Source organism: Paenibacillus sp. J22R3 (assembly GCF_056269305.1).
In genome coordinates, this window is the sequence record NZ_JBWDNS010000001.1 from 698,188 (window position 1) to 723,106 (window position 24,919).

Below are 24,919 nucleotides of genomic sequence, written 5' to 3' on the forward strand. Positions count from 1 at the left end.
TTGAAATACACACGTTATACTTTATTCATTCTTCTATTATCGATGATTGGTTTGGCCACAGTCGCCTGTTCAGGTACATCTTCCACTAAGGAAGGAAAGGCTGCCGGCGATCCGCTTCTTACAAGCAGCTGGGATCAAGTGTTGGCTGATGCCAAAGGACAAACCGTGAATTGGTATATGTGGGGCGGAAGCGATGCGATCAATGAATTCGTAGACCAGAAATATGGTCGCGAATTGAAGAAGCAGTATGGTATCACATTGCACCGAATCCCACTTGGTGATACTGCAGAAGCGGTTAATAAGGTGCTGAACGAGAAGCAAGCTGGCAAAGTCCGGGATGGCAGTGTGGATCTGATATGGATTAACGGTGAGAACTTTGCCACTCTGAAGCAAGCAGATGTTCTGTTTGGTCCCTTTGCAGCTAAGCTTCCGAATGCGCAATACGTCGATTATGAGAACCCTGCCGTTATGAAGGACTTCGGCTTGGATACGGAAGGCTACGAATCCGTCTGGGGCAGTGCGCAGTTTCAATTCGTCTATGATGCGAGCCGGATCAAGCCAAGCGAATTACCGCATAACTATAAGGAATTGAAGCTGTGGGCAGAGAAACATCCCGGACGATTCACTTACGATGCACCGCCTGATTTTACAGGGACGCGGTTTGTAAAGCAGCTGTTCTACGAGTTGAGTGGAGGGTATCAGAAATGGTCAGCACCATTCGATCAACAGCAGTTTGATACCGAAGTAACGAAGGTTTGGGATTACTTGAACGAGTTAAAGCCGTTCTTATGGCGAGATGGTAAAACGTATCCCAAAACGAGCGCTGAACTCACGGCACTCTTCAATAACAACGAGGTGGACTTTGCCTTTACGCAGGATATCGGAGGTATTGCGACGGATATTGGTAAAGGAAAATTACCTAATACGGCAAAGCCATATGTCTTCGACACGGGCACAATTGGCGATTATCATTATGTTGCGATTCCATACAATGCTGCACACAAAGCTGCAGCTATGGTAGCGGCCAATCTGATACTTGATCCGCAGCTGCAATTCGAGAAGGCTGATCCGAATGTCGGATGGGGAGACGGTATTGGGATCGATCCTTCGGCATTAGTTGGCGAACAGGAGAAGCTTTACGAGGAACTTAAAGCCATAAGCGGAGAAACAGCCGTACCTGCAGACGAGCTTCTGAAACATAAGCTTCCTGATCTGCAAGCAACGTACACGCAGGCATTAGAAGAAGGTTGGAAGAAACATGTTTTATTCCGGAAGTAGACCTGTGCAACTACTGTTAATAGGAGGCATGCTTCTTCCGGCCCTTCTATTAGTAGCGGGAACGTTCTTTGTCGGCATGTTTATGAATGGGATTCAAAGCTTGGGTTACTTGCCGCTAATCGGAAAATCAAAGTTATCGCTCATTGTCTACAGTGAGCTGTTTCATTCTGCTCTATTTTATCGTGCACTCTTGTATTCATTGGGAATCTCCCTAGTTACAACGATTATGGCGGCTGTGATTGCAGTTAGCCTGGCACTCTGGATTCGGCGGTATACAAGTCAAGGCGGGTGGCTTTATTTCTTGCTGCAGTTCAATCTGCCGATTCCCCATGTTGTAGGCGCAATAGCCACATTGATACTCTTCGGGCAAAGTGGATTGCTATCCCGGTTCGCCTACTTGACTGGAATGATTCAGCAGCCTTCACAGTTTCCTGAATGGGTTGTCGATCAGCATGGAATTGGAATCGTGCTGGAATATGTGTGGAAAGAGGTTCCGTTTATTGCCGTATCCGTGTTGAGTATTCTAAAATCTTGGGTCGTCCCCTATGAGAAGCAATTGCAGCTGCTCGGCGCAAATGGTTGGCAAAGATGGAGGCTCGTCACCTTACCTTTCATGTTGCCTGCTTTACTGGCCTCTTCGATTATAGTGTTTGCCTATACATTCGGATCGTTTGAGGTTCCTTACGTATTAGGTTCTGTGAGCAAGCCAACGCTGCCGATTCTGGCCTATCAAGCCTATCTCAACCCGGATCTTACGTATCGGCCTGCGGCTATGGCAATCAATATGGTCATTACGATAATAAGCATGATTCTTATCCTCTTCTATATGAAATGGGGGGAAGGTTATGCGCAGAAACAACGTTAATCCTATTCATGGTTACACGGTACTGCTCGCCCTCCTGATCTTGTTGTTTTTCCTTCCCTTTATCCCTCTGCTGGCTTGGTCTTTCGCGCAGCAATGGCGATTTCCTGATCTGATTCCAACGGCCTCGCTCCGAGCTTGGCGTTATGTATTTGCAGCACACTCACAAGTGAAGGACGCGCTGTTCAATAGCTTAGGACTGGCTGCTGCGACAAGCTTGCTATCTCAAATAGTGGCATATCCGGCAGCTCGTGCATTGGGACTTTATGTGCGTAGATGGAACAAAACGATTCGCTTGCTGCTCATAGCTCCCATATTGACTCCTGGCATTTCCATGGCGATTGGCATGCATGTCTTGTTCCTTCGGCTCGGACTGTCTGATCAATGGCTTGGAGTGCTGCTGTCCCACTTGATCCCGGCTGTTCCGTATTCCATTTATGTGTTGTACGGATTTTATGCGGGATACGACATGGCTTACGAGAAGCAGCTTCGTTTGCTTGGAGCGAATAGACTGCAAACCTTCTGGCTTGTCGAACTGCCGTTAATGCGTTCGGCTCTATCACTTAGTGTTTTATTTAGCTTTTTGATTTCATGGAGTCAATATTTAGTTACCGTGTTCATTGGCGGTGGCAGTCTGATTACCATTCCGATGCTGCTGTTTAGTGTGATAGCCAGTGGCGACTATTCGCTCATGGGCGCATTATGCATGATGTTTGTCCTGCCTGCGCTGATCATCGTTATTATTAGCGCCAGAGCAGTGAAGAAGGATCACTACGCTGCGAAGGATAGGAGGTGAAGAGTGTTGAACCGAGTGTCTGAGCCATTCTTACAAGTAACCGATCTGATGTATCACTATAATGCTGCGAAATCATTTTCCTTGGACAAGCAGTCTCTTACGCTCGATAAGGGCAAACTGCTTGTTATTCTAGGGCCTTCAGGCAGCGGGAAATCAACGTTACTTCAGCTGCTTGCAGGCTTATTAAGGCCGATGCAAGGAAGTATCCTAATGGGAGGGAAACCGATTCATCATCTTCCCCCGGAGAAAAGGAACCTATCCATGGTTTTTCAAAAGCCTTATTTGCTACCCTTTCTCACGGTCGGAGCCAATGTAGAGATCGGACTTCAAATTAAAGGATTGCCTCCCCATGAACGAAGAGTCAAAGCCGAAGAAATGCTGCAACAAGTCGGGTTGACCGGCTTCTATCACCGTCCGCTGTCTTCACTTTCCGGTGGACAAGAGCAGCGTGTGGCGTTAGCACGATCACTTGTCATTGAACCGCAGCTTATGCTGCTGGACGAACCTTTCAGCCAACTGGATCCAATGCTTCGCAGACAAATGGGGCGCTGGCTCAGCGAGATGAAGCAAATGTGGGATATTCCGATCATTATGGTCACACATGACAGAGAAGAGGCTTTGACGCTTGGTGACCGGTTTATAGTCCTCCGGGATGGTGCAATGCAGCAGTCGGGAACACTTGATCACTTGTATTACGAGCCTGCCAATCGATGGATGGCGGATTTCATGGGAATCGACAACGTTGTAGATGGCATCAAGAGGGGAACTAAGGTAACCACTTTTCTAGGTGACTTGCAGGTCCATCCGCGTTGTTTAAACGTACAGGATGGCCCGGTTCGTATTGTTCTTCGATCGGAATGGTTCCAACAGGATGCTGCATCATCGATTAAGGCTACGATAAAAGGCAGTACGTTTCTCGGAGAATATACGGAAGTGAGGGCAAGTGTGAACAAGGAATCAGTCATCATGAAACAGCTAGGCTATTCTCATTATGAATCCGGAAGTCAAATTGGTATTCGCTTAGGCGTATCCTATGTCTGGTGTCTACCTGGGGAGGTCATCTAACAAGTGCTGGATTCGTATGCACGTCACACCGTACAGCCGGCAATTGAAAAAGGCGCAAAATGGCTGCAGGCCGCCGGTTTATCAGCAAATACGATTACTTGGGTCGCCATGGTGATGGGGGTAGGAAGCGCGGCCGCAGTTACACTGGGTTGTCCACTGGCAGCCGTCTTGATTCTTTGGGTATCCGGTTATCTCGATGCTGTGGACGGCACGCTTGCTAGATTGACCAAGACGTCCAAGTGGGGAACGATCTTGGATATTACGTTTGATCGCGTAGTGGAAGGGGCGATGATCATGGCTCTTTTACTCATTCATCCCGATGCTTATTTGCCCATAGCGCTAAATTTATTCGCCATCCTCGTTACGATTACGACGTTTCTTGTAACAGGCAATGTCATTCCAAGTTCAGGCGCCAAAGGCTTCCACTATAACCCGGGGATTTTAGAGCGAACGGAAGCGTTTCTGTTCTTTACGTTGATGATCCTGTTTCCAAACGCGGTCTGGGAGCTGGCATGGTTATTTCTGGCGCTGCTTCTTGTCACCATCATAAAGCATCTCCGGGATGTGCATGTATGGCTTCGAGAGAATGACAGTGAACACAATCCATAAAGAGGAGTCATGCAGCCTTATAAAAGCGGGCTGCATTTTTTACATAATTTAGAAGCAGAATGAACATAACTATTGTAATGTTGTCATTGATTTAGGAGGCCTTATCCTCGATGTCTATGAATGGAGAAACGAAGCCGCGATTAAAGGACTATTTAAAGGATATCTTTTGCGACGATGGTGATTTCGTTTCAAGAGCTATACCTGTTCGGAGCGGGAATTTCGAAGTGAATGTTAGTTACATCGAGAATCTAATTGAAAATGAATTAATCAACCACTATGTAATCGAAAGATTGCAGGACGGAAATTCGGAAGAACGTGATCAATCGTCAGCCGAGTTCATGGATAGAATCCAATCAAGGGTCATCTCTGCAGCGAAAGTGTTTAGTTCGGACGATAAAGATCAACTCGTACAAGCTATCCTTACAGGTCATGTTGTCGTAACTAGCGACGATACGGATTGTGCGTTAGTTATCCCATTGCTAAAGCGTGAAGCAGGCGAAAAATCAGAAACAGAGCCTACCATACAGAGTGGGAATGAAGCTTTTACAACAAGTTTAAGTAAAAACTTCAACCTTTTAAGAATGAGATTGCCGTCCCCAAACTTCATGTTTAAACAGATAGAGGTAGGAAGGACTTCCCATACGAAAGTAAGAATCGTGTGGCTGAAAAACGTTGCCAAACCTCAAATAATCGATGAGATATGCAGTAGATTAGCTCGGATCGACATCGATATCGTCCATTCGATATCGGTCTTAACGGAACTGACCGAAGATAATCCGTTATCGATTTGGCCGCAATATAAGCTGACCGAACGCGTTGATGTAACCGTCTCTAATATAGCTGAAGGGCGCGTAGCTATACTATGCGATAATTTCTCCTTTGTCATCATAGTGCCTTTATTGATCTTACAGGAATTTCAGACACCCGACGATTATTCGCAAAAATGGATGTTCAGTTCGATTATGAGAATTACCCGAATTTGCGCCTTTTTTCTTTCTTCGACATTGTCTGCCCTGTATGTGTCGTTTGTAGCCTTCAATCATTCCATTATTCCCCCGGCTTTAGCCATTCGGATATCTGCGGGAAGAAGTGACGTGCCATTCCCATCCGTCATTGAGGTGCTGCTCATGACCTTCATGATTGATGTGCTTAAAGAAGCAGGAATAAGGCTGCCTAAAGGTTTGGGTCAGAGCATCGGCTTCCTTGGGGCCGTCGTTATCGGCCAGTCGGCTGTGGAAGCAGGTTACGTCAGCCCAGTCGTGATCATCATTGTTGCGGTCTCTGCGATTTCAAGCTTTGCGCTGCCTTCGATAAACCTCACCAATATGTCAAGAGTAGCCAATTACGGTTTAATATTTATGGCTACTATATTAGGACTGTTTGGTGTCATTATCGGCATCCTGTTCTTGCACTGGAGATTGGTTACGCTGCGCTCGTTCGGCGTATCGATTTCTTATCCTTTGGATAGCGGTAATATGAGCCTGATGAAAGATCTGCTCGTGAGGTTACCGGTGTGGAAATTGAGAAACCGGCCCAAGGTATTGTCCGACAACGAAACTTCGATGGGGGATAACACTAGGAAGCCGAGTCCCAAAGAATAAAGGGGAGATCAGGGAACGTGTTGCAGAAGCAGAAGATTTCGAGTTTGCAAGCCATCTTTCTTACCTTTGCGAGCGCTTATGGCGGCGTTTTTTTCTATCACTCCTACATCACGAATTTGGCAGGGAGAAGTGCGTGGATTGCGGAGCTCGTAAGCGGGTTTATCAATATCGGCTTTGCCTTATGGGTATTGAGCGTTGCGAAGAAATTTCCGGGCAGAAACATCTTCCAAATTGTTGAGATGTTAGGCGGGAAATGGATCAGTACGATTTTCATTGCAGCTTATATTGCAATAAACATCATCCTGTCATCCTTGCTGTTAATGATGTGCGGAGGGCTGGTGAGGACCATTGCTTTGCACAATACACCGATGTGGGTACCCATGCTTCTGATCCTTTTGCTGTCCCTATTAATCGCAAGCAGTGGTATTGAAAGCTTAGCCAGAATGAGCGCAACGCTCGAGATTATTATGCTTGGCCTCATGTTTAGTCCTGTTCTCGTTATCGGTGTAATCACTCAGTTCGATTCCTCGAACATCTTCCCTATGTTTGACAGCGATGTTCCATCTTTTCTAACGGCTGTATTACTGGTAGGAGGAGGGCATTCTGAGATTATTCTGTTCCTGTTTATTATGGTTGAATCGCTGCATCAACCCGGGAAACAATTTACCTCACTTACGGTAGGGTTGCTGGTTTCCATCGTATTAATGCCTGGAGCCACATCTTTCTTATTCTCAGCCGCTATTTCTCCGGAGGAGGCTTCCCGAATTTCTTTTGCAGGCGTCAATGTAGCTTCTTCAATCACAATTGGAACGTTCATTCAAGGATTAGAAATTTTCATATTTATACCTTATGTGATCATTACTGTATTGAAACTGGCAGGAAATTTCTACAGCAGTTGGGTAGCTTCAGAATCGGTCATGAAAAGAAGCTCCAAGTTTCTCATCGTCGTCATTACGACGGTTACATTCATCATAACGTTGAATTTACGTTCCTTTAACGAAGGTTTCTACGATTACATACGGGTCATTCAATATTGTATCTATCCATTCTATATCGTTGTCCTTTGTACAGTTTCCATCCTGATCGTTGCAAAAGGAAAAAAGGCGGTAGTAAGGAAAACATGAACGATTCGAAATGGATACGACTTCTTCTAAGTATGGTCATTCTGATTGCATGCACCGGATGCTGGGATTACATGGAGTATGAAGGCATGGCCTTAGTTCGTACAATCGGCGTAGATATGGATGATAAAGGTCAAATTGTGTTGACTTACGAAATCATAAAGACCCGCAAACAAGACAAGCAAGGTGCAAATTCCAATGTATTGGTTCAAGGGACAGGGAAAACCGTGCCGGAAGCCTTCGATAACTTGCAGACCAACGTCCCTGGTGAACTATTCTTAGGTTATGTGACAACGTTCATCATCAGTGAAAGAGTGGCAAAACAACAACTGAAAAATCTCATGGATTTATTATTTATTACGCCCAATATAAGAGAGTCCATTTTTCTGGCCTTTACCAAGGAGAAACCGGACAAAATTTTAAGGATGCCGGTCGGGAAGTCGGGGCTTTTGGTCGGGGATGCGTTAATGGCTTTTTTTAAGGTTACACCCCTTACAGGTGTTTCGTTTCCAGTCAGGATAAGAGAATTCAATAAAATGTTGATGTCTGAAGGAATAGAGTCTGCCGCACCATTAGTAGAAGTCATTGGGGAAGGTAATCTCAAGGTGTCAGATATGGTAGTTTTTAAAGGCTTCAAGCTGGTAGGCGTGCTGGATGGCAACGAAAGCAAAGGATTGGGACGAATTAGAAATCTGAAAGTACATGAATTGTCTTCGGTATCCATAACGGCACCTGGCACAGGAGCTTCTGTAAATGCTGTATTCAGACTGCAAGATAATAAGTCGAAAATAAAAATCAAAACGGGCCATAAGGTACCCGAAGTATTCATTACGACGAAAGCCACTGCTACGATGTACCAATTCGACAGCACGATCAAAGCCATTACACCGGAGATCCTTCGCGAATGCGAGAAGGATCTGGAAGGTACGGTGAAAAAAGAGCTCGAAGCCGCCATAACAAAAGCTCAAAAAGAGTTTAAATCCGATTTCTTGGGAATCGGGTCTCATTTCTATCAACAGCATCGTAAGGAATGGAAAGGTACATTTAAGCCCAAATGGGATGAGGTTTTTCCGGAGGTTCCGATTCATGTAAACGTAAAAGTGAAAATACTCAATTCAGGAACCAAAGTGATTCCGTTAAACGAACAATAATCGATTGCTAGTGCTGCTCATTCTGCTTGGTGCCTAAGATGCGCTCGCTGGTATCGATCTGCAACCCTATGCGCCGTTTCTCAAGGGTGGTTCTCCAACTCGCAGACAATTCTTCGACGCTCAACAGCTTCTCTATGTCACTAAGAAGATACTTGTCGTGATGCATGACCCGATTCGCGAAAGCTACCGTTATCGCTTGCGGATGCTGCTGCAATCGGATTAGTTTATCGTTGACGGAGACCTTTCCCCGCTGGAGCACGCGTAAATAATACCCTGTAAATCCTGTATCCTGAACCTTCAAAGGCATCTCGGGGCATTCATAACGGGCTGACAATTTGAAACATGGCTGCCTCGGTTGACTGATCTGTACAACGGCACTGCCGAGCTGAAAGGTATCGCCAATGCAAACCTCCGGCTCCGGCAGGCCTTCAATCGTCAGATTCTCTCCAAAGGCACCGAAGGGCAGCGGTCTCTCGAGCTCTTGTTCCCAGAATGGATAGTGCTCGTAGCAATAGACGCAAACCGCCTTATCCAGCCCACCGTGATGCTTCAGATCGGCTTGTTCGTCTCCTTCAAAGTGTTCCCAATCCAATGCCATGGGTACATAGACAGGCCTTTTGAAAATACCTGTAGTAATATCTCTTCGGTTATATTGCATAAGAGTCGGCATGCCGACATTGAGCGAAATCAATTGTCCTTGTTTCGTTGGACTCACCTCTAAAACGTGTGGATTAGTAAAAAAATCGTTAAATGCCTTGTTACTATAGCAAGGAATGGCTTGCGGGTACACATCCAAAGTGTATAATTACTTGCAGTCCATAAGTCCGATAACACAGCCAGTAATTGAAAGTAGGAACCAGTGGAGAGAAACAAATAATGGTGTAATTGCTGGAATGCCAAACGAAATCCTGTCGGGTGACAAGAACATTATCTCTTTAATGGCCGCGAAATCGCGGCTTTTTGTATTTATGGGATCAAGTTCTTGTCAAAACCAAATGACAAGAACTTGATCCCATTACAGCCTAGTCTTATTTTTGTCGATTGTATAATTCTCATTTTTGACTTGCATATTATTTGACGATAAAAACTAGAGGCCTCGGCAAGGCTTCTCTTAGATGCAAACTAACATTATCACATCTTTAATTCGAGGGGGTGGATCAGGGCATGACAACGTCCGAGAATTTGACGATTGAGTCGCTCGACCAGCTAATGGCCCTCGTCGGGAATTCATAGACTTTACTCGCATAAATATTGAAGCGGGTTCTAACCGCACCGCGCTAAGCTCTCATTCGTCACGTTTTCCATCTTTTAATTTTCTGGGCATAGACTGTATCTATATCTATTCTAAAATATATTAATTTGGCATATGACCTTGTTTCATATTAATATGTAGCTATTAAAGGCAATAACAGTTGAAGGAGAGAATAATGATGGAACAACATTACTACAAAAACGCTCATATTTTTTGGGATGAAGTAATTGAATCGGTTGTGATTCGATGGAATTCCTTCACCACGGGGGACGATTTTAGAGAGCCTTTAGATAGATTGATTGAATTAGCTGTGATCAAGAAGGCTAAGAAAGTTTTATTTGATAACAGTCATATACTCGTCATGAAATACGATATGAAATGGCTGTCTGAAGAGTGGTTGCCTAGACTAAAGAATGCTGGTATTCAATACACAGCTACTGTTAATCCAACTAATTCAGAACGTAACTACGGCTTGAAAAAAGAAATTGATGAAGAAAGTACAACAAAAATGCAACACCATGAATTTGAAGGTATACAAAAAGCAATTGTATGGTTATCAGAAATAGCCGCATGATAGATTTTAACTCTTAGATGGTGGCAGTCCTAATGATCGGTTAGTTAATTCGGATGCTACCTTTAATAGTATTGCCCAAGGTGAGTACCTTTATATATATTCAGTTTTCAGTTAGCTACTTAAATTACCTAATAAGAATCATCGGAGGAGATTACTAATGAGCAAGTTGCAAATCGGTGTGGCCGGATTAGCCGTTATGGGCAAAAACCTAGCCTTAAATATAGAAAGCAAAGGTTTTACAGTAGCCTTGTACAACCGTTCTCCAGAAAAAACAAAAGAACTTCTGGCCGAAGCACAAGGCAAAAACTTTGTGGGAACATACAGCATCAAAGAATTCGTGCAGTCTCTGGAGGTACCACGAAAAATTTTGATTATGGTTAAAGCTGGGACACCAACGGATGAAACCATTAATCAGTTGGTGCTTCATCTCAGTCCCGGAGATATCATTATCGATGGAGGTAATGCTTATTTTCCAGATACAGAGCGCAGAAACCGAGAATTGGAGTCTAAAGGAATCCGATTCATTGGGGCAGGGGTTTCCGGTGGCGAAGAAGGAGCGCTTAAAGGACCATCTATCATGCCGGGCGGCCAGCGTGATGCATATGATCTTGTAGAACCCATTCTGACGGCCATTTCCGCCAAAGTGAATGGCGATCCTTGCTCGACTTATATCGGAGAGGGTGGTGCCGGCCATTATGTCAAAATGGTGCATAACGGCATTGAGTATGGGGACATGCAGCTTATCGGCGAAGCTTACCATCTGATGAGAGACGTGCTTAATGTGGATGCGGACGAATTATATAACATTTTCACTAAATGGAACAAAGGGGAGCTGGACAGTTATTTAATCGAGATTACGGCGGATATTTTCTCTAAAAAAGATGCAGCGACCGGCAAACCGATGGTGGACGTGATTCTGGATTCTGCAGGGCAAAAAGGAACTGGAAAATGGACCAGCGAAAGCGCACTAGATCTCGGAGTTCCACTCTCAATCATAACCGAATCCGTCTTTGCCAGATTCATTTCTGCAATGAAAGAAGAACGCGTAACAGCAAGCAAAAAACTGAGCGGTCCTACGTCGCAGAAATACGAAGGAGATTCTGCCGAATTTATTGAAGCTGTAAGACAAGCTCTTTATGCTAGTAAAATCGCTTCTTATGCGCAGGGATTTGCTCAGATGAAGGTGGCCTCGGAGCATTACGGTTGGCATTTGAATTATGGCAATATTGCCATGATTTTTCGGGGAGGTTGCATTATTCGAGCCCGTTTCCTGCAAAACATCAAAGATGCATACGACAATGATCCAGCATTGAACAACTTATTCCTAGATGATTATTTCGGCGGCATCATCGAAAAATACCAGGAAGCCTGGCGCAAAGTTGTTGCGATCGCTGTAACCAGAGGTATTCCAGTTCCGGCATTCTCTTCAGCGCTTGCTTACTATGACAGTTACCGGTCGGCAAATCTACCGGCCAACCTGCTTCAGGCACAGCGGGATTATTTCGGAGCCCATACGTTTGAACGGGTGGACCAAGCTGGAGTCTTCCATTTTCAATGGTTGCACAACAACGACTAAACGATTGATTATAAATTTTCAATTTGGCCTCCGAACAGTGTACGGCTGTTCGGAGGTGTTTTGTTGTCGGGTGACAAGAACATTATCTCATTAATGGCCGCGAAAATCGCGGCTTTTTGTATTTATGGGATCAAGTTCTTGTCAAAACCAAATGACAAGAACTTGATCCCATTACCTAAATTGACAAGGACTTGATCTCTTTCCCGACGAGGAACAGGGAATCGCATACTGAAGGCAGTTAGTCAGAGGTGATCGACTTTTCCTTCTGCTAAGGGTAGGTTAGCATGATTTCATTCGAGGATATAATGAGGATCATAGGCGTTAAAGCGAATCCCGTAGGGAGGTCTATTATAAATCTGAATGAGACGATAAATGAAATAAGGTCAAAAAATAAGGTTTGCTGGGGTTTCTTACTGCTCTAAGGAAGGACTTAGTTACAGCGACTGTTAATACATGCTAGCCGATTTTTTTATGCGGCAATGAACTTTTTGCGCTTCTGCATGCTCTTAGCTATGAAAGGGGAGAGAACTTGATGGTAAGCCGTCTTGTCAGACAAGCTAAAAAAGGAAATAAAGATGCACTACTACAACTTATCATGGACGACCAGGACGCTTATTATCGTCTTGCCTACTCCTACATGGGGAACGAGCATGACGCGATGGATGCGATGGAGGATATGATCGTCACGCTCTATGAGAAGATCGAGCAATTGCAGAAGGGGGAAGCATTCTACAGTTGGAGCAAAACCATCCTCGTCAATCGATGTAAAGCGCTGCTCCGCAAGAACGGGAAATTTCGGCCACTGGAAGAGGATCTCGATACGTCGGTGCCAGCATTAACTGAAGCCGATCCGTATCGAAGTATGGAAGCCGAGATGGACATGCAGACGTTGCTCGCCCACTTAAACGCGCAGCAGAGGGAGGCGATTGAGCTTCGTTACGTACATGACTTTCCCTATCAGACGATCGCGGATATGACAGGCGTACCATTAGGCACGATCAAGTCGCGAATTTCGCTGGGCATGCAGAAATTGAAAGACATCATCGGAGGTGAACGCTATGAATACCATTGAAGAGAAATTCAATCAACACAAAGATAATTTGAATCAGATCAAAGCGCCAAGTGAAATGGAGGATCGGCTGCGGCAAGCGCTGTATCGCGTCCCGGCAAAGAAGCGAAAGCGGAAACGGGCATTGTCATGGAGCCTGTCGGCAGCAGCTGCGCTGTTGCTCTTCATCCTGACGTACCAGTACCCGGCCTTCGCGTATTACGGGGGCAAGCTGCTGAATCGCAGTGAGCTGACCTCGCTTAGTTTCTCCGAAATCGCCGATCGAGGCTATGGACAAACCATCGGCAAAAGTAAGACGCTCAAAGACGGCACCGTCATTACCGTTAACGGCGTAATCGCAGACGATAATGAGTTTCTGATGTATTATACGATTGATCTTCCGGAGGGCAAGACGTTTAAGATCGATGAATCCAGCCGGTTTGGTATCAATAAAGTAACAGGTTTTCTGACGGATTCAAACACGACGGAGGGCGGCAGCGGGTACAATAAGGATCGGACCCAGCTGCAAGGCGTTCAAAAATTCGAGACGGTCAGCCCTTTCTCGCGAACGTTAACAGTCGAATTCATCGAGTGGTTGGATGTTGGCAATACGAAGGTGTATCCAATTTCGTTCAAATTCGAGGCGAATAAAGCGATGAAGAGCATCCTTCGAGCGGAAATAGCGAAATCCGTGCCCGTCGATGAAGGGATGGTAGTTTACGATTCGATTACGGCTTCACCGACATCAACGGTGATTAAAGGGCACTACGAGATGAACGATGGTGAACCTCCGAGATATCCGGGCACGATGAAGCTTATGGTGAATGGGGTTGAAGTACATTCATGGGGAATGAGATCAAGCGCATCGCGCAAGAAGGGCATTACAAATTTCGAGCTGGGATATGACGTGTTGCCGACCGATAAAATCGAAACGATGGATATCGTACTTGAAAGTTTCACAGGATTTCAGAAGGTGATGGAACCGATCTCGCTTAATTCGCCTTCTGATCGATCGATCCGAATAAACACGGAGAAGTTATTCATTCGAAGCGTGACCAAGACTGCGTCGGGTTATGATATCGTCATTGCAAGGGCGCAGTTTACGCAGTTCGACACCGACCAGCTATTCGTGCAAGCCGGAGGCAAGCGCATACCGATCGCTGCAATTTCGAAGGCGCGTCCATGGGATTTGGGGAACAATAACGTGTTCTGGGAGCAGACGTATTCCGTGAAAACGTGGGATAAGCCGGAATTTCTTCTGTTAACCGGCTTCCACTATATTAAGCCATATAAGAAGACGATTTCAATTCCAATGAACGCCAAGAAATAGAAGCTAGCGCCAAATAGAGGGGCAGTCTGCAACGGCAGCTGCTCCTTCTATTGATGGAATGGGATCTAGTTTCTGTCAAAAACGAATGAAAAGAAGTCGCATATTTAAGGCAGCCGGCATACTGTTCTGCAACATTTCGTTATTCGATGGGGAGGATGCTGGGCACGAAGGACGGGAAGAACTTGTAGCATTTTTCGGTAACAGCCTTTTTTTTGGTTGATGCTTCTTTAGCTGTGATTGAATTAACGGCAGTATTGTGTAAGAGCAGGTATTGCCTTTGAAAGATCGAAGACATAAGGAAACGATGGTGTAAATAAATTAGGTGGTGCGAGTAGAGATTAGTGAGAATGCAGCCTGGGAAATAGAGAAGGAGGTTGCATTTGAAGCCAATGTTCGTAAGAGGTAAGGGTTACGCTAAGGAAGCTGCCTTACAATTGGTTTCCTTTGTACAGCTTTATCAGTGCTCGGACTTTTTAGTATTGGTCCTTATATTATTTGGGGGTCTTTATTTATCTTCATATACAGCTTAATAAATCTAATTAGATTAAGTCACGTTAACAAAGGTAATTGAGCTAACGAGGAACGATAGTTCAATACCAACATGAATGACAGCAGCCGGCGCATAATCGGCTGCTGTTTTGCTTAATAAGCCTCATATGTCTTATTTATAATTGGGATTAAAGGAGGGGTTGTAATTGACCATTATAAATAGACATGACTACGAATTGATGGGGTGGAGGTCGGTCTTTCTAACGGAACGGGTCCGAGTCATTTTGCGCAACATATCCCGATACTCACTGCTTCTTGTCATCCTGCGAATGCTTGAGTTTGGTGAGGGTCGACCGATCTTAAACTGCTTGTGGGAAAACTCGAGTTGCATCGTAATTCTCGCTGCTTTTCGCCAAGCTAAGCGTACAACAAAAAAAATAGTTCTGGCATTAAAGTAAGGTGATGAATGGAATATTAATGCGGGAGGCACTCGCTTGCCATGAATCAAAAACAATTATTATAGTAAAAGCCGGCTCTCCTACTAGTTCTGAGGAAGTTGGAAGGCTGCCTGGCGTCGTTATGTACGATGGGGCTGAAGCTAGAAAGTAGATTACTTGACGTGTTCGATCGATAGACTCAGCCTATAGTTGCCGTATCTCAGCACTTCCTCCAACAGCTTGTTCAGCTCAGAACTGTTGTTTGTCAGAATGCGCAACCAATAGCATCCTTCTCCGCCTACGCGATGCACTTCTTTCACAGACTCAGTCAACTGGACGAAGCTCCGGAAGGCTTGATGCGATTGATTTGAGTAAATGAACACGGTTAAAAAGGCGTGATTGATAAGTCCGATCTTTTCAGGATTCCAACGAAGCGTATATCCCTCGATAACTCCGAAGTCTTGCAGTTTGCGAATTCGCGCACCAACCGCCTGCCCTGTGAGATGGACGAACTCTCCAATCTCCTTGTGGGTAAGGAGAGCATTGTCGAGGAGCGCATACAGAATCCTCAGATCAATATCATCTATAGCTTGGTTGGCCATTCGGCTCTTCTCCTTTCAAAGTGTAAGTAAACCCGTTTAAATACATTCATCAAGTTATATACCATACTCATTGGCTAGCGTTATCATTGATATTATTAAAGATTAATCATTAAGGAGGTGAGCACATCAAGTTATTAGTCATGCGGCTATTCCAAAGTCATTATCCATATTTTGTCTAACCAGAGATGGAGATGCGATATGCTCGATATAAAAGGTGATTCAAACCTCCTCTTTCAGACATAACCATTATTGCCATGTCACGCGAAACATATTACGGACAAAACTTGCCATAAACCGACCAAGTCGACATCCCCGGGTAAGAACTTATCAGCCGGCTAGTAAGATACGATTCATTAAGAATTCTCACCAAGAAGGAGCCTGCAAAAGATGAGTAATCAAATCAAAGCAAATGTGATGTATAGAAATAATAATAAAGAAAATACATTCCTATTTCTTAGTGACGTAAATTCAATATTGGTAAGCGGGGACGATACGAACGGAGAGTTTTGCGTGGTGCATTGTGCCGTCAAGAAAGATGATGGACCTCCACTGCATTTGCATGAAAAAGAAGATGAATCTTTTTACGTTCTGGATGGAGAAATAGAGATGACGTTAGGTACGGAGACTATTTTGGTGAAAAGTGGAGAATATGTGTTTGCACCGCGCGGAATTCCACACACTTTCAAAGTAAAATCAGATACAGCTAAGTTTCTGGTGACCGCGTACCCTGCAGGATTTGATTCTTTTGTGAAGGAACTAGGCGTTCCTTATGTAGAAGGGATGGAGACTCATATAGAGCCACCTACTCCTGAGGCCATGCAAAATTTGTTATCAGTTTCCAAAAAGTATCATATTACTTATCCCGGTCTTTAATTTTTGGGATAATACCCCAAATTAAAGGCAATTTTACAGCCTATAACCGTAAATAAAATGAAATCGGCCTGGGAGGCTATTGGTTCTTTAGTGGAACAATAGGCTACAGGCCGGTGTTTAAGAGTCCAGTACTTTCTATACGAAGATGTGTATAAAGAACAAATGTAATACGAATTACGTACGGCTGTTTTGTTTTTAAAAATGAACTTAAAGAGGGAATATACATGTCCTTATCTAACTTTCAAGCTTCAATTGGTACACCAGCTATGCACGAGCTCGTCATTAATGGTATACGACAAGTTTATCATGTTGCGGGAGAAGGTCCGTTTTGTCTTGTGCATGCAGGAGGCCCTGGTTTTCATTGGGGCTATATGCGTATGCCATTACTAGAAAAATCCATGACCGTTATCTATTTGGAGGCAGTGGGCACAGGAAATTCCGATAACCTTCCAGACGGAGATTACACGATGTCCAAATACGCCTACTTCGCTCATAAAGTAGCAGAACATATTGGAGCGCATCAGCCATTTTTCCTAGGTCACTCGCATGGCGGTTTCGTAGGCTTACAATATGCACTTGATTATCCGGACGAACTCGGCGGCCTCATCCTTTACAGCTCGGCTCCGTGTATGAATCATGATCTTGGAATGGAGCAGGTTCAACAACTCGAAATTTTCACCCAGCGTTGGGCGGACCTTCCGGAAGCTCAGGATGCGAAGCGGGCATGGATGGACATGATTACGGGAAAAGCGCAGGATAGAGAAACAATCCTGAAGGTTTTGGGACGCTTGATGCCTGCTTTCTTCGGTAATTATTGGAAATATTCAGGATATATTAACGAGTGGCAAGCATGTTTGGATTTCTCCGTTGATCCGAATCGCAAGCCGTATATGTGGGATGTTCGTGATACGTTAGAAACAATTCAAACCAGAGCCCTGATTTTAGTCGGAGAGTACGATTTTAACTGCGGACCGCGTTGGGCTAAAGAGATGGATGAGAAAATCCCAGCTTCGCAGCTCGTAATGTTCGAACAAGGTGGACATATGAACCATGTGGAGATGCCCGAAGAGTTTGTAAAAGCAGTGATTGATTTTGTTTCGCAAGCCTCAAAATAGTATTTATATTTACTCTTAATTAAAACCTGTGCTCGTCGCCATAAATTCCCGAAAGTACTCTGGGAAGCGGTATATTTACAGGAAAAACTAGCGATCAGCTGTCGGCATTGCGCTAGCAGAAGTGGAGTGTAGAAAAATAAACTATTTTTAAAAAACGAAAAGAACAATATATGTTCGAGTGACAAGAATATGAAGCGTGAATAATTTCCCCAGAATGTTACATTGGGTACAACTGGAGTCACATAAAATGCGCTTGCATTAGGAATCGGCCTTGGTGTAGCCATTGGCGTGGCAATGGATAATATCTCTGTTGGTATCGGTCTTGGAATAGCGTTTAGCGTAGTATTCGGTGGATTTAGAATAAAAAAGAATCCACCGGATGCCTGAAAATGATCAGTAAATAAATGGTGCCGGCACATGTCGGCACCATTTATTTCATTCTTTAACTGGAAACTGACGAGGTTGCCACGAATATGGTGACCGTTGAAGTAACGACGACGGGGGTGTCGGTTGACAAGAACATTATCCGAATGAAATCCGCGTAAATCGCGGGTTTTTTTTAGTTATCGAATCAAGTTCTTGTCATTTGGAGATGACAAGAACTTGATTGCACGAAGCATATCTTTAGATGAGACGCCCATAATATCGGAAACAACGGACCCGAGTTTGATGTTTGTGCCACCCTTAATTATATCTGACTTTCCTAAATCTAGGTCTTGATAAACTGAGAAAATAAAGTTCTAGACTCAGAAAATAAAGTATTAGACTGGGAGAGCAGCGCATTAAACTACCATAAAATTCGCTTGAGTTCACTATAGTTCAGGAGGTAATTTACCATCCTTCAACCACGTTTTCATTGCATGATCAAATTGAATATTTTCTTTTTTCAATCTGGGGTACCACTCCATATGAAGATTGAGCAGGTCGATGTGAGACTTCAAAGTATTCGCTTGTTCTTCTATCTTTTCCTTTTGTTTCTCAAGAATTTCCAAACGTTTTTCACCGGTTTGGTCGCCTTTTAAAGTGAGATCAGCATAGTCTTTAAGCTGAGCAATTGGCATACCGGTATTGCGAAGACAGTTTAGAAGATTGATCCACTGGATATCCTCATATTCAAAAATACGTATTCCACTTTCGTTTCTATTGATGATCGGCAGAATACCTTCTTTTTCATAATATCTTATGGTATGGATGGACAACCCCGTCTTTTCTGCAACCTGGCCGATTGTAAATTCCTCGTTCATTCTGATTATGATCCACCTTCCGCTAATCGTTTATGTTGTCCTTTATGATTTAGAATATACTCGATTGTAAACGATAAACCAAGATATTAAGTGTCCTTCACAGGAACATCGAAACAGAGTTCAAAAATTAACCACTTGATCTAGAGTAAACTCTAGGGTGTAGGATTTGAATTGTACGAAACAACATACAACCGTATGGCAATACTTGCGGTTTATGAAAGGGGATCGAACTTGTTCAGTTTTGGATGCATTTCTTGCAGTCCTATTCAATCGGTAAATTACCGACTCGGAACGAAAACTTGGTTTTTAAATTTAAAGGGAGCGTGAAGTCAATTGAAATACAAATTACTTGGCAAAAGTGGATTGAGAGTATCGGACATCGCTTTGGGTACGATGACATTCGGGGATCGCTGGGGATGGGGAGCGGATAAAACGGAAAGTCGCAAAATCTTTGACTCTTATGTTGATGCAGGAGGAAATCTGATTGATACAGCCAACCAATATACAGGAGGAGATAGCGAAGAATTCGTTGGGGAATTTATCGCATCGGAACGGGAGAAATTTGTCATCGCCACGAAATATTCACTGACCATGAATCCAAATGACCCGAACGCCGGGGGGAATCACCGCAAAAACCTGGTTCAGTCCCTAGATGCAAGCTTGAAAAGGCTGAAAACCGATTATATCGATATGTATTGGCTGCATGCATGGGATTTTATGACGCCGGTCGAAGAGGTAATGCGGGCTTTGGACGACCAGGTTCGGGCTGGAAAAATTCTGTACATCGGCATATCCGACACTCCGGCGTGGATTGTCGCAAAAGCCAATACAATGGCGGAACTGCGGGGATGGACTCCATTTACCGGTTTGCAGGTGTCGTACAGCTTGGTCCAAAGGGAGGCAGAACGCGACTTAATCCCCATGGCAAAAGCGTTGGACATTGGGGTAACCGCCTGGGCTCCGTTGGGTGGTGGCTTGTTGTCCGGCAAATACAAAGGAGGCCGACCAGAGGACTCGAAACGGGTTGATTTTACCGGGGAAAGTGTTTCGGAAAGTAACCGCTCCATAATGGATACGGTTGAAAGCATTGCTCAAGACATCGGCAGAACACCTGCACAAGTAGCCCTCAACTGGATCAGGCAGCAGGAAGGGACGACGATCCCGATTATCGGAGCAAGAACGGAAAAGCAGATCAAAGATAATTTAAACTGCCTAACCTTCGATCTGACACCTGAACAGATGGATTTGTTAACCAAAGCCAGTAGCATCCCTCTGGGATTCCCCCATGACTTTCTGGGAGCGGATCAGTTTAAACAAGCCCTTCATGGTCAATTCGCCGGAAAAATCGCCAATCGCAACTAGTAACGAGTTGATCCAGATAAGAGCTTTCAATTAGCAGATTAGATTCTGGGTTCGGTGCCAAAAAACTCACGTGCTATGGGCGTTGAATTAACGGACGAATTTATGCGCTTTTTAACCTGCATGATCTCCGCTCTAAAGTCAATTGAAGAGAATATAGGAATAGGCGTACTTGCTATGCTTCAACTACCTCAACTGCCATCGACTGAGTCGATCTTGACTACTCTTTCTTAATGAGATCGCAGCCATTCCGACTCCTTTCATACTTGTTCTTGGCGATTTTCACGCGGCGAAAACCGGTCTCCGATGCCATGTGCTTCCTGCTTGATCATCTTCCTTTTATGATGCACCTTGTCATGTCGACCCGCGAGGACTGTCAGGTGACAAGAATATTTTCTCATTAAATGCCGCGAAAATCGCGGCTTTTTGCATTTATGGGATAAAGTTCTTGTCAAAACCATATGACAAGACACTTCCCGATAAGGAGGACCCGGTGGAATGGTGTTTCTTCTAACCGTCGTTTATGTCTCCAGGGTATCGACCGTGTTGCCAGCAACGACGGTGTACCATCGATATTCCGTGACCAGAAGAAGTACTTGTCTTTCCGCAAATAATACGTGCATTAATAAATTGTCTTGTTCGTGTTCTTGGAACAAAGAAAATTCTCTTCTACTTCTCCCGAAGTTCTCCCATTACCAAGTGACCTCGCTTAAGCAGCAGGATACGACAAGCCATGAAGCGTGACTTTACTTTTCTAAAGCAAATTAAAAAAAATAGCCTCCTTATGAAAATAATGAATACCTGTTATAGTTGACCCCACAGCAATTGAAGATCAATTAACAGCCTATTAACACAAAAATCGACTTGCGAGGTGAACTTTATCGATGGATATCGAAGCAAAAAACGGTTTGAGCGTGATGACGACATTCGGCTACCGATCCAAAGAGCCTAGGCGCGCTAAAACAAGGCGGCATATGGAAGACCTCGTTCAATTCGTATAATACTGTGATGTAAGAGAGAAGGAATAAACATGGCTCAAATAAGAATTCGAAATACCAATGAACGTATTGAAGCTGAAGATCGAGTGCGTTGAGACTGAAGGTTGGATTGCTTCACCATATAACGATGCAGAGTTCGAGAGAAATAAAGGCTAATTGGAGTGATAGTGATGAGTACGTTCGTACTGGTACACGGGTCGTGGCATGGAGCTTGGTGCTGGGAAAAAATAATGCCCATGCTCGAAGAAGCGGGACACCGGGTAATCGCATTTGACTTACCTGGGCACGGCCAAGATCATACGCCGATGTCCGATATTAACTTTACAAGCTACACGGATCGTCTTGGCGCTATTCTGGATAAGGAATCCGAAAAGGTCATTCTAGTGGGGCACAGTATGGCAGGGATGGTCATCAGCCAGACAGCCGAATACTTCCCCGAAAAAATCGAGAAACTTGTTTATTTGTGCGCGTTTCTTCCGGGGAATGGACAGTCCATGTTTCAAGTATTCGCAACCGTTGATCTAGGAGAAGACGCTCCTACGGCAGTCTTCATAGACGAAGATCAAACCTATATGGGTCTTAGAGATGAAGCGATCCGGAGTCACCTATTTGCCGAATGTTCTGAATTGGACTTCAGGACTGCAAAAGAAAAGCTTTGTCTAGACCCGTTGGTACCGTTGGTTACGCCAGTACAGCTGTCGGACGAGAAATTCGGTTCTGTCCCCCGTGTATATATTGAAGGGCTGAAAGATAAAGCAATTCCAATCCAATTACAGCGCGCGATGCACACTCGAACGCCTTGTGAACGAATCATTACCATGGACACGGACCACTCGCCATTCTATTCGCACAGCGAAGAATTGGCGGTTAATCTTCTGAAGCTAACCTAACAATTATCCACATTAGAAAAAAGGAGAATGACAAAATGAATAAAACAGTCGTTAATTACGCTAAAGATCTCGAATGGTTCGACACAATGCCAGGAGAGAAGATGACCGTACGCCTTCACAGTAATCAGGTTGGAGGATCAATGACGATTATTGAAGCACGTGTACCGTCTCTGATGGGCCCGCCGAAGCATATCCATAACGAACGCGAGGAAACTTTTGAAATTCTTGAGGGCACTTTTCGTTTCCAAGTTGGCGACGAAGAATTCGATGCTACCGCTGGAACAAGTGTCTGGGTTCCTCGCGGCGTACCTCACGCATGGGCTAACGTAGGTCCTGACACGGGGCGGATGCTGTTCATCTTCACGCCGGGTGGGATCGACGATTTCTTCCCTGAAATCGGTCGTCATTCTCTTGAAGAAATTGTTCAAATTGCGGCGAATAACGATACCGTAATTATCGGACCGCCGATGATGTTGAAATAATCAAGCGCGAATTCATCAAATAGCAATCTAAGGGGAGCGGGACAGAGCGGGATTATTTTCGCTTTGTCCCGCTTTTTTATCGGTTTGTTCGATGCAACGATTGATGTGAAATAATCGTGTTTACATAGCGTTATTATGCTGATTGAATGGGAGAACAAATGAGTGCGCCTTTATGAGAGTACAGAATTGGAAAGGGTCGTCATTACGGGTTCTAATATGTCGATGACCGGTCATTTACTTGGCGCCTCTAGTGCATTAAAAGCAATCGTCCTTGTCAAGACGGAGCCATGCAAAATACCCCTTTAGCGCTCGATTGGAGCGTCTAGAGGGGTAATTTTTCATCGCTTATATAGAGGCGCCGGTTACCTTCCGGTTATAGGGTCTGTATTCGGATCCCAGTTCTTAAGAGGATCCATGCGGAAGCGCGTTAGTTCCGTGCTGCTGATTTTCCAAACTCCATTTACTTTTTTATACGTTTCGTGATATTGGCCATATCCGTGATGTCCAGGATAAGCGCCCTTCGCGTCAGGGAAGGTTAACAGATCCTCCATCGCCCAAACACCCTTGGCATTCTCCTTATCAATCATCTCAATTTCGGGCATATAGCCATGGTGAACCGTAGGCGCTTTACCTACAAGATCCCCGATCATCTTCCCGTATGCTGCTCCCCCGCCTTTGGAATAGTCTACGCCTTCCGACATGATTTTGGCATCCGAAGTAAACAGTTCCCCAAACTCGGTCCATTTCTTCTCGTCGACAAAACGGAAATAACGGGCTTTTAATTGTTTGATTTGCTCAATATCCTCCAAGCGTTGATATTTGTCTTCAAGCTCAGTGATATTCGCTACTTGATGCGCTTGAACATTTTGCAAACCTGCCTGAGCAGCTTGCTTGTTTGTATTATTTTGCGACGAGCATCCCGCGAGTATAGTTGTTAGAAAGACGACACCTAAAATAACGCTGATAAAAAAAATCTTCTTCTTCTTCAACATATGATCATGTCCTTTGTAAGGGTTTTGTTTATTCATTTTCCTGATTGCAGCTAAAAAACGAGTTCCGTCAGAATTACTCCTTAAATTAATCGCTCCCCAAGTGTATCTTTCCTCCGACAGGTATGTTTATTCGTATATTGTGCGCTCCCCTACATGTGTGAAAACCTCTTCTCATTTGGGATGGTAATTGTGCTTCAATTGCCTCGGGGTCAACTATAACAGGTAATCTTATTCTTCATAAGAACGTACTTTTTTTAAATATGCTTTAGAAATTTAAAGTCAAGAGTCCGAATGGCGAAAAAGAAGTTAAGTTAGATATGGAGTAGGGCCAACGCAACGTTTGCAAGGAAAGAGACTATGAACCTTCAACAAAAACCGGATAGGAGGACTTTACTTTTCTAAAGCATACTTAAAATAATAGCCTTCTTACGAAAAGTAAGAAGGCCTGTTATAGTTGATCCCGAAGCAAGTGAAGCTCACTTACAATCCTAATTAGAAGAAGGTTGCATATGTAGGCAAACAACATTTATCGAAATTCGAGCATAATTCGCTAATGGAAGAGAATCACTCGGAGATGTATATGGAAAGGTTGCTGTTAAGCAGGAGGCAACTGGAGAAATCGATAGATTCTGTAATGAGGAGGGGGTGGATGAGTCGGCGGATTACAAAATACGAACAGATTCATTACCCCTCAATCGTTTGAGGTTGAACAGAAGATTCCCATTCCGTTTTCCAGCGATTAATTTCAGTAAATACGCTCGAGAAGGACTCTCCCTTTTCCGTAATTGAATATTCGACTGTCACTGGAACGGAGGGAAATACTTTCCGTCTGATCATTTGATGTTCTTCCAAATTCCGTAATGTATCTGTTAAACCTTTCGTATTCACGTTGCCTAAATTTCTTCTCAATTGATTAAAACGCTGAGGCTCCTTTAGAAGCTCTGTAATGACTAGAAAAGTCCATTTTCCTGAAAGAAATTGCAGTACTTCGGAAATCGATTCAATGCAAGGCATATCAAAATTTGAACATTTCAATGTTATCGACTCGCTTTCTTTTATAGCATTGGACTAAAAAATAAACTTACTGTTATTAAGTATATTAAATAACATTTTTAATGTCACTGGTAGTACTAACCAAATGGATTTTTATCCATTCCGTATTCAAAAGGTGCATT

At 44.2% G+C, this 24,919-nt stretch carries 23 protein-coding genes; 18 read left to right on the plus strand and 5 right to left on the minus strand.

Annotation, left to right across the window (positions count from 1 at the left end):
* From AC0YN4_RS03200 to AC0YN4_RS03235, 8 genes are all read left to right on the plus strand, one after another.
* Entirely contained in the window at positions 1 to 1,278 is a 1,278-nt protein-coding gene (locus AC0YN4_RS03200; RefSeq protein ID WP_475835124.1) for an ABC transporter substrate-binding protein, read from the plus strand.
* A 4-nt stretch (positions 1,279 to 1,282) separates the two neighbouring features.
* Complete coding sequence (locus tag AC0YN4_RS03205) at positions 1,283 to 2,143, plus strand: ABC transporter permease (RefSeq protein WP_475835125.1); 861 nt, start codon at positions 1,283 to 1,285, stop codon at positions 2,141 to 2,143.
* Entirely contained in the window at positions 2,124 to 2,936 is an 813-nt protein-coding gene (locus AC0YN4_RS03210; protein WP_475835126.1) for an ABC transporter permease, read from the plus strand. The genes AC0YN4_RS03205 and AC0YN4_RS03210 overlap by 20 nt, the downstream gene beginning before the upstream one ends.
* 15 nt (positions 2,937 to 2,951) lie before the next feature.
* Positions 2,952 to 4,001 (plus strand): ABC transporter ATP-binding protein, encoded by a 1,050-nt coding sequence (locus AC0YN4_RS03215; protein WP_475835567.1) that lies wholly within the window; start codon positions 2,952 to 2,954, stop codon positions 3,999 to 4,001.
* A 3-nt stretch (positions 4,002 to 4,004) separates the two neighbouring features.
* Entirely contained in the window at positions 4,005 to 4,610 is a 606-nt protein-coding gene (locus AC0YN4_RS03220; protein WP_475835127.1) for a CDP-alcohol phosphatidyltransferase family protein, read from the plus strand.
* 110 nt (positions 4,611 to 4,720) lie between these two features.
* On the plus strand, positions 4,721 to 6,211 hold the full coding sequence (locus tag AC0YN4_RS03225; RefSeq protein ID WP_475835128.1) for a spore germination protein: 1,491 nt from the start codon (positions 4,721 to 4,723) through the stop codon (positions 6,209 to 6,211).
* A 17-nt stretch (positions 6,212 to 6,228) separates the two neighbouring features.
* Positions 6,229 to 7,335: a GerAB/ArcD/ProY family transporter gene (locus tag AC0YN4_RS03230; protein ID WP_475835129.1), complete on the plus strand. Its 1,107-nt coding sequence runs from the start codon at positions 6,229 to 6,231 to the stop codon at positions 7,333 to 7,335.
* Positions 7,332 to 8,483: a Ger(x)C family spore germination protein gene (locus AC0YN4_RS03235; RefSeq protein ID WP_475835130.1), complete on the plus strand. Its 1,152-nt coding sequence runs from the start codon at positions 7,332 to 7,334 to the stop codon at positions 8,481 to 8,483. The genes AC0YN4_RS03230 and AC0YN4_RS03235 overlap by 4 nt, the downstream gene beginning before the upstream one ends.
* A gap of 7 nt (positions 8,484 to 8,490) precedes the next feature.
* Here AC0YN4_RS03235 and AC0YN4_RS03240 read toward each other — a convergent pair whose 3' ends face one another.
* Positions 8,491 to 9,153, minus strand: coding sequence for an MOSC domain-containing protein (locus AC0YN4_RS03240; RefSeq protein ID WP_475835568.1), 663 nt, complete (start codon positions 9,151 to 9,153; stop codon positions 8,491 to 8,493).
* A 760-nt stretch (positions 9,154 to 9,913) separates the two neighbouring features.
* On the opposite strand from AC0YN4_RS03240, the gene AC0YN4_RS03245 reads away from it, so the two are divergent.
* The 4 genes from AC0YN4_RS03245 (at position 9,914) to AC0YN4_RS03260 (ending at position 14,263) form a co-directional block, all read left to right on the plus strand.
* Positions 9,914 to 10,309: a hypothetical protein gene (locus AC0YN4_RS03245; protein ID WP_475835131.1), complete on the plus strand. Its 396-nt coding sequence runs from the start codon at positions 9,914 to 9,916 to the stop codon at positions 10,307 to 10,309.
* 157 nt (positions 10,310 to 10,466) lie between these two features.
* On the plus strand, positions 10,467 to 11,885 hold the full coding sequence (gene gndA / locus AC0YN4_RS03250; RefSeq protein WP_475784846.1) for an NADP-dependent phosphogluconate dehydrogenase: 1,419 nt from the start codon (positions 10,467 to 10,469) through the stop codon (positions 11,883 to 11,885).
* Positions 11,886 to 12,414: 529 nt separating this feature from the next.
* Positions 12,415 to 12,957 (plus strand): RNA polymerase sigma factor, encoded by a 543-nt coding sequence (locus AC0YN4_RS03255; protein WP_475835132.1) that lies wholly within the window; start codon positions 12,415 to 12,417, stop codon positions 12,955 to 12,957.
* A complete protein-coding gene (locus AC0YN4_RS03260; RefSeq protein WP_475835133.1) occupies positions 12,944 to 14,263 on the plus strand; it encodes a DUF4179 domain-containing protein in 1,320 nt (439 codons plus the stop codon). Before AC0YN4_RS03255 ends, AC0YN4_RS03260 begins: the two co-directional genes overlap by 14 nt.
* 1,099 nt (positions 14,264 to 15,362) lie before the next feature.
* On the opposite strand, the gene AC0YN4_RS03265 is transcribed toward AC0YN4_RS03260, so the two are convergent.
* Positions 15,363 to 15,791, minus strand: coding sequence for an Lrp/AsnC family transcriptional regulator (locus AC0YN4_RS03265; protein ID WP_475780062.1), 429 nt, complete (start codon positions 15,789 to 15,791; stop codon positions 15,363 to 15,365).
* A 387-nt stretch (positions 15,792 to 16,178) separates the two neighbouring features.
* On the opposite strand from AC0YN4_RS03265, the gene AC0YN4_RS03270 reads away from it, so the two are divergent.
* From AC0YN4_RS03270 to AC0YN4_RS03280, 3 genes are all read left to right on the plus strand, one after another.
* Complete coding sequence (locus tag AC0YN4_RS03270; RefSeq protein ID WP_475780061.1) at positions 16,179 to 16,664, plus strand: quercetin 2,3-dioxygenase; 486 nt, start codon at positions 16,179 to 16,181, stop codon at positions 16,662 to 16,664.
* Between the two features lie 224 nt (positions 16,665 to 16,888).
* The gene (locus AC0YN4_RS03275) at positions 16,889 to 17,779 is read left to right on the plus strand and encodes an alpha/beta fold hydrolase (RefSeq protein ID WP_475835134.1); all 891 of its coding nucleotides are present in this window, start codon (positions 16,889 to 16,891) and stop codon (positions 17,777 to 17,779) included.
* Positions 17,780 to 18,043: 264 nt separating this feature from the next.
* Positions 18,044 to 18,166 carry a glycine zipper domain-containing protein gene (locus AC0YN4_RS03280; protein ID WP_475780117.1) on the plus strand — a complete coding sequence of 41 codons (123 nt, stop codon included), beginning with the start codon at positions 18,044 to 18,046 and terminating at the stop codon, positions 18,164 to 18,166.
* Between the two features lie 425 nt (positions 18,167 to 18,591).
* Here AC0YN4_RS03280 and AC0YN4_RS03285 read toward each other — a convergent pair whose 3' ends face one another.
* Positions 18,592 to 19,023, minus strand: a complete 432-nt coding sequence (locus AC0YN4_RS03285) for a MerR family transcriptional regulator (protein ID WP_475835135.1) — start codon at positions 19,021 to 19,023, stop codon at positions 18,592 to 18,594.
* Between the two features lie 333 nt (positions 19,024 to 19,356).
* On the opposite strand from AC0YN4_RS03285, the gene AC0YN4_RS03290 reads away from it, so the two are divergent.
* The 3 genes from AC0YN4_RS03290 to AC0YN4_RS03300 all read left to right on the plus strand — a co-directional run bounded on the left by AC0YN4_RS03290 (position 19,357) and on the right by AC0YN4_RS03300 (position 22,752).
* On the plus strand, positions 19,357 to 20,385 hold the full coding sequence (locus AC0YN4_RS03290; RefSeq protein WP_475835136.1) for an aldo/keto reductase: 1,029 nt from the start codon (positions 19,357 to 19,359) through the stop codon (positions 20,383 to 20,385).
* 1,165 nt (positions 20,386 to 21,550) lie between these two features.
* Positions 21,551 to 22,270 carry an alpha/beta fold hydrolase gene (locus AC0YN4_RS03295; RefSeq protein WP_475780057.1) on the plus strand — a complete coding sequence of 240 codons (720 nt, stop codon included), beginning with the start codon at positions 21,551 to 21,553 and terminating at the stop codon, positions 22,268 to 22,270.
* 35 nt (positions 22,271 to 22,305) lie between these two features.
* Positions 22,306 to 22,752 carry a cupin domain-containing protein gene (locus tag AC0YN4_RS03300; protein WP_475780056.1) on the plus strand — a complete coding sequence of 149 codons (447 nt, stop codon included), beginning with the start codon at positions 22,306 to 22,308 and terminating at the stop codon, positions 22,750 to 22,752.
* Between the two features lie 362 nt (positions 22,753 to 23,114).
* Here the strand turns inward: AC0YN4_RS03300 and AC0YN4_RS03305 are convergent, their stop codons facing one another.
* Both AC0YN4_RS03305 and AC0YN4_RS03310 read right to left on the minus strand, forming a co-directional pair.
* The gene (locus AC0YN4_RS03305; RefSeq protein ID WP_475835137.1) at positions 23,115 to 23,744 is read right to left on the minus strand and encodes a nuclear transport factor 2 family protein; all 630 of its coding nucleotides are present in this window, start codon (positions 23,742 to 23,744) and stop codon (positions 23,115 to 23,117) included.
* Between the two features lie 684 nt (positions 23,745 to 24,428).
* Positions 24,429 to 24,758, minus strand: a complete 330-nt coding sequence (locus AC0YN4_RS03310; protein WP_475780116.1) for a winged helix-turn-helix transcriptional regulator — start codon at positions 24,756 to 24,758, stop codon at positions 24,429 to 24,431.
* Positions 24,759 to 24,919: the final 161 nt, after the last annotated feature.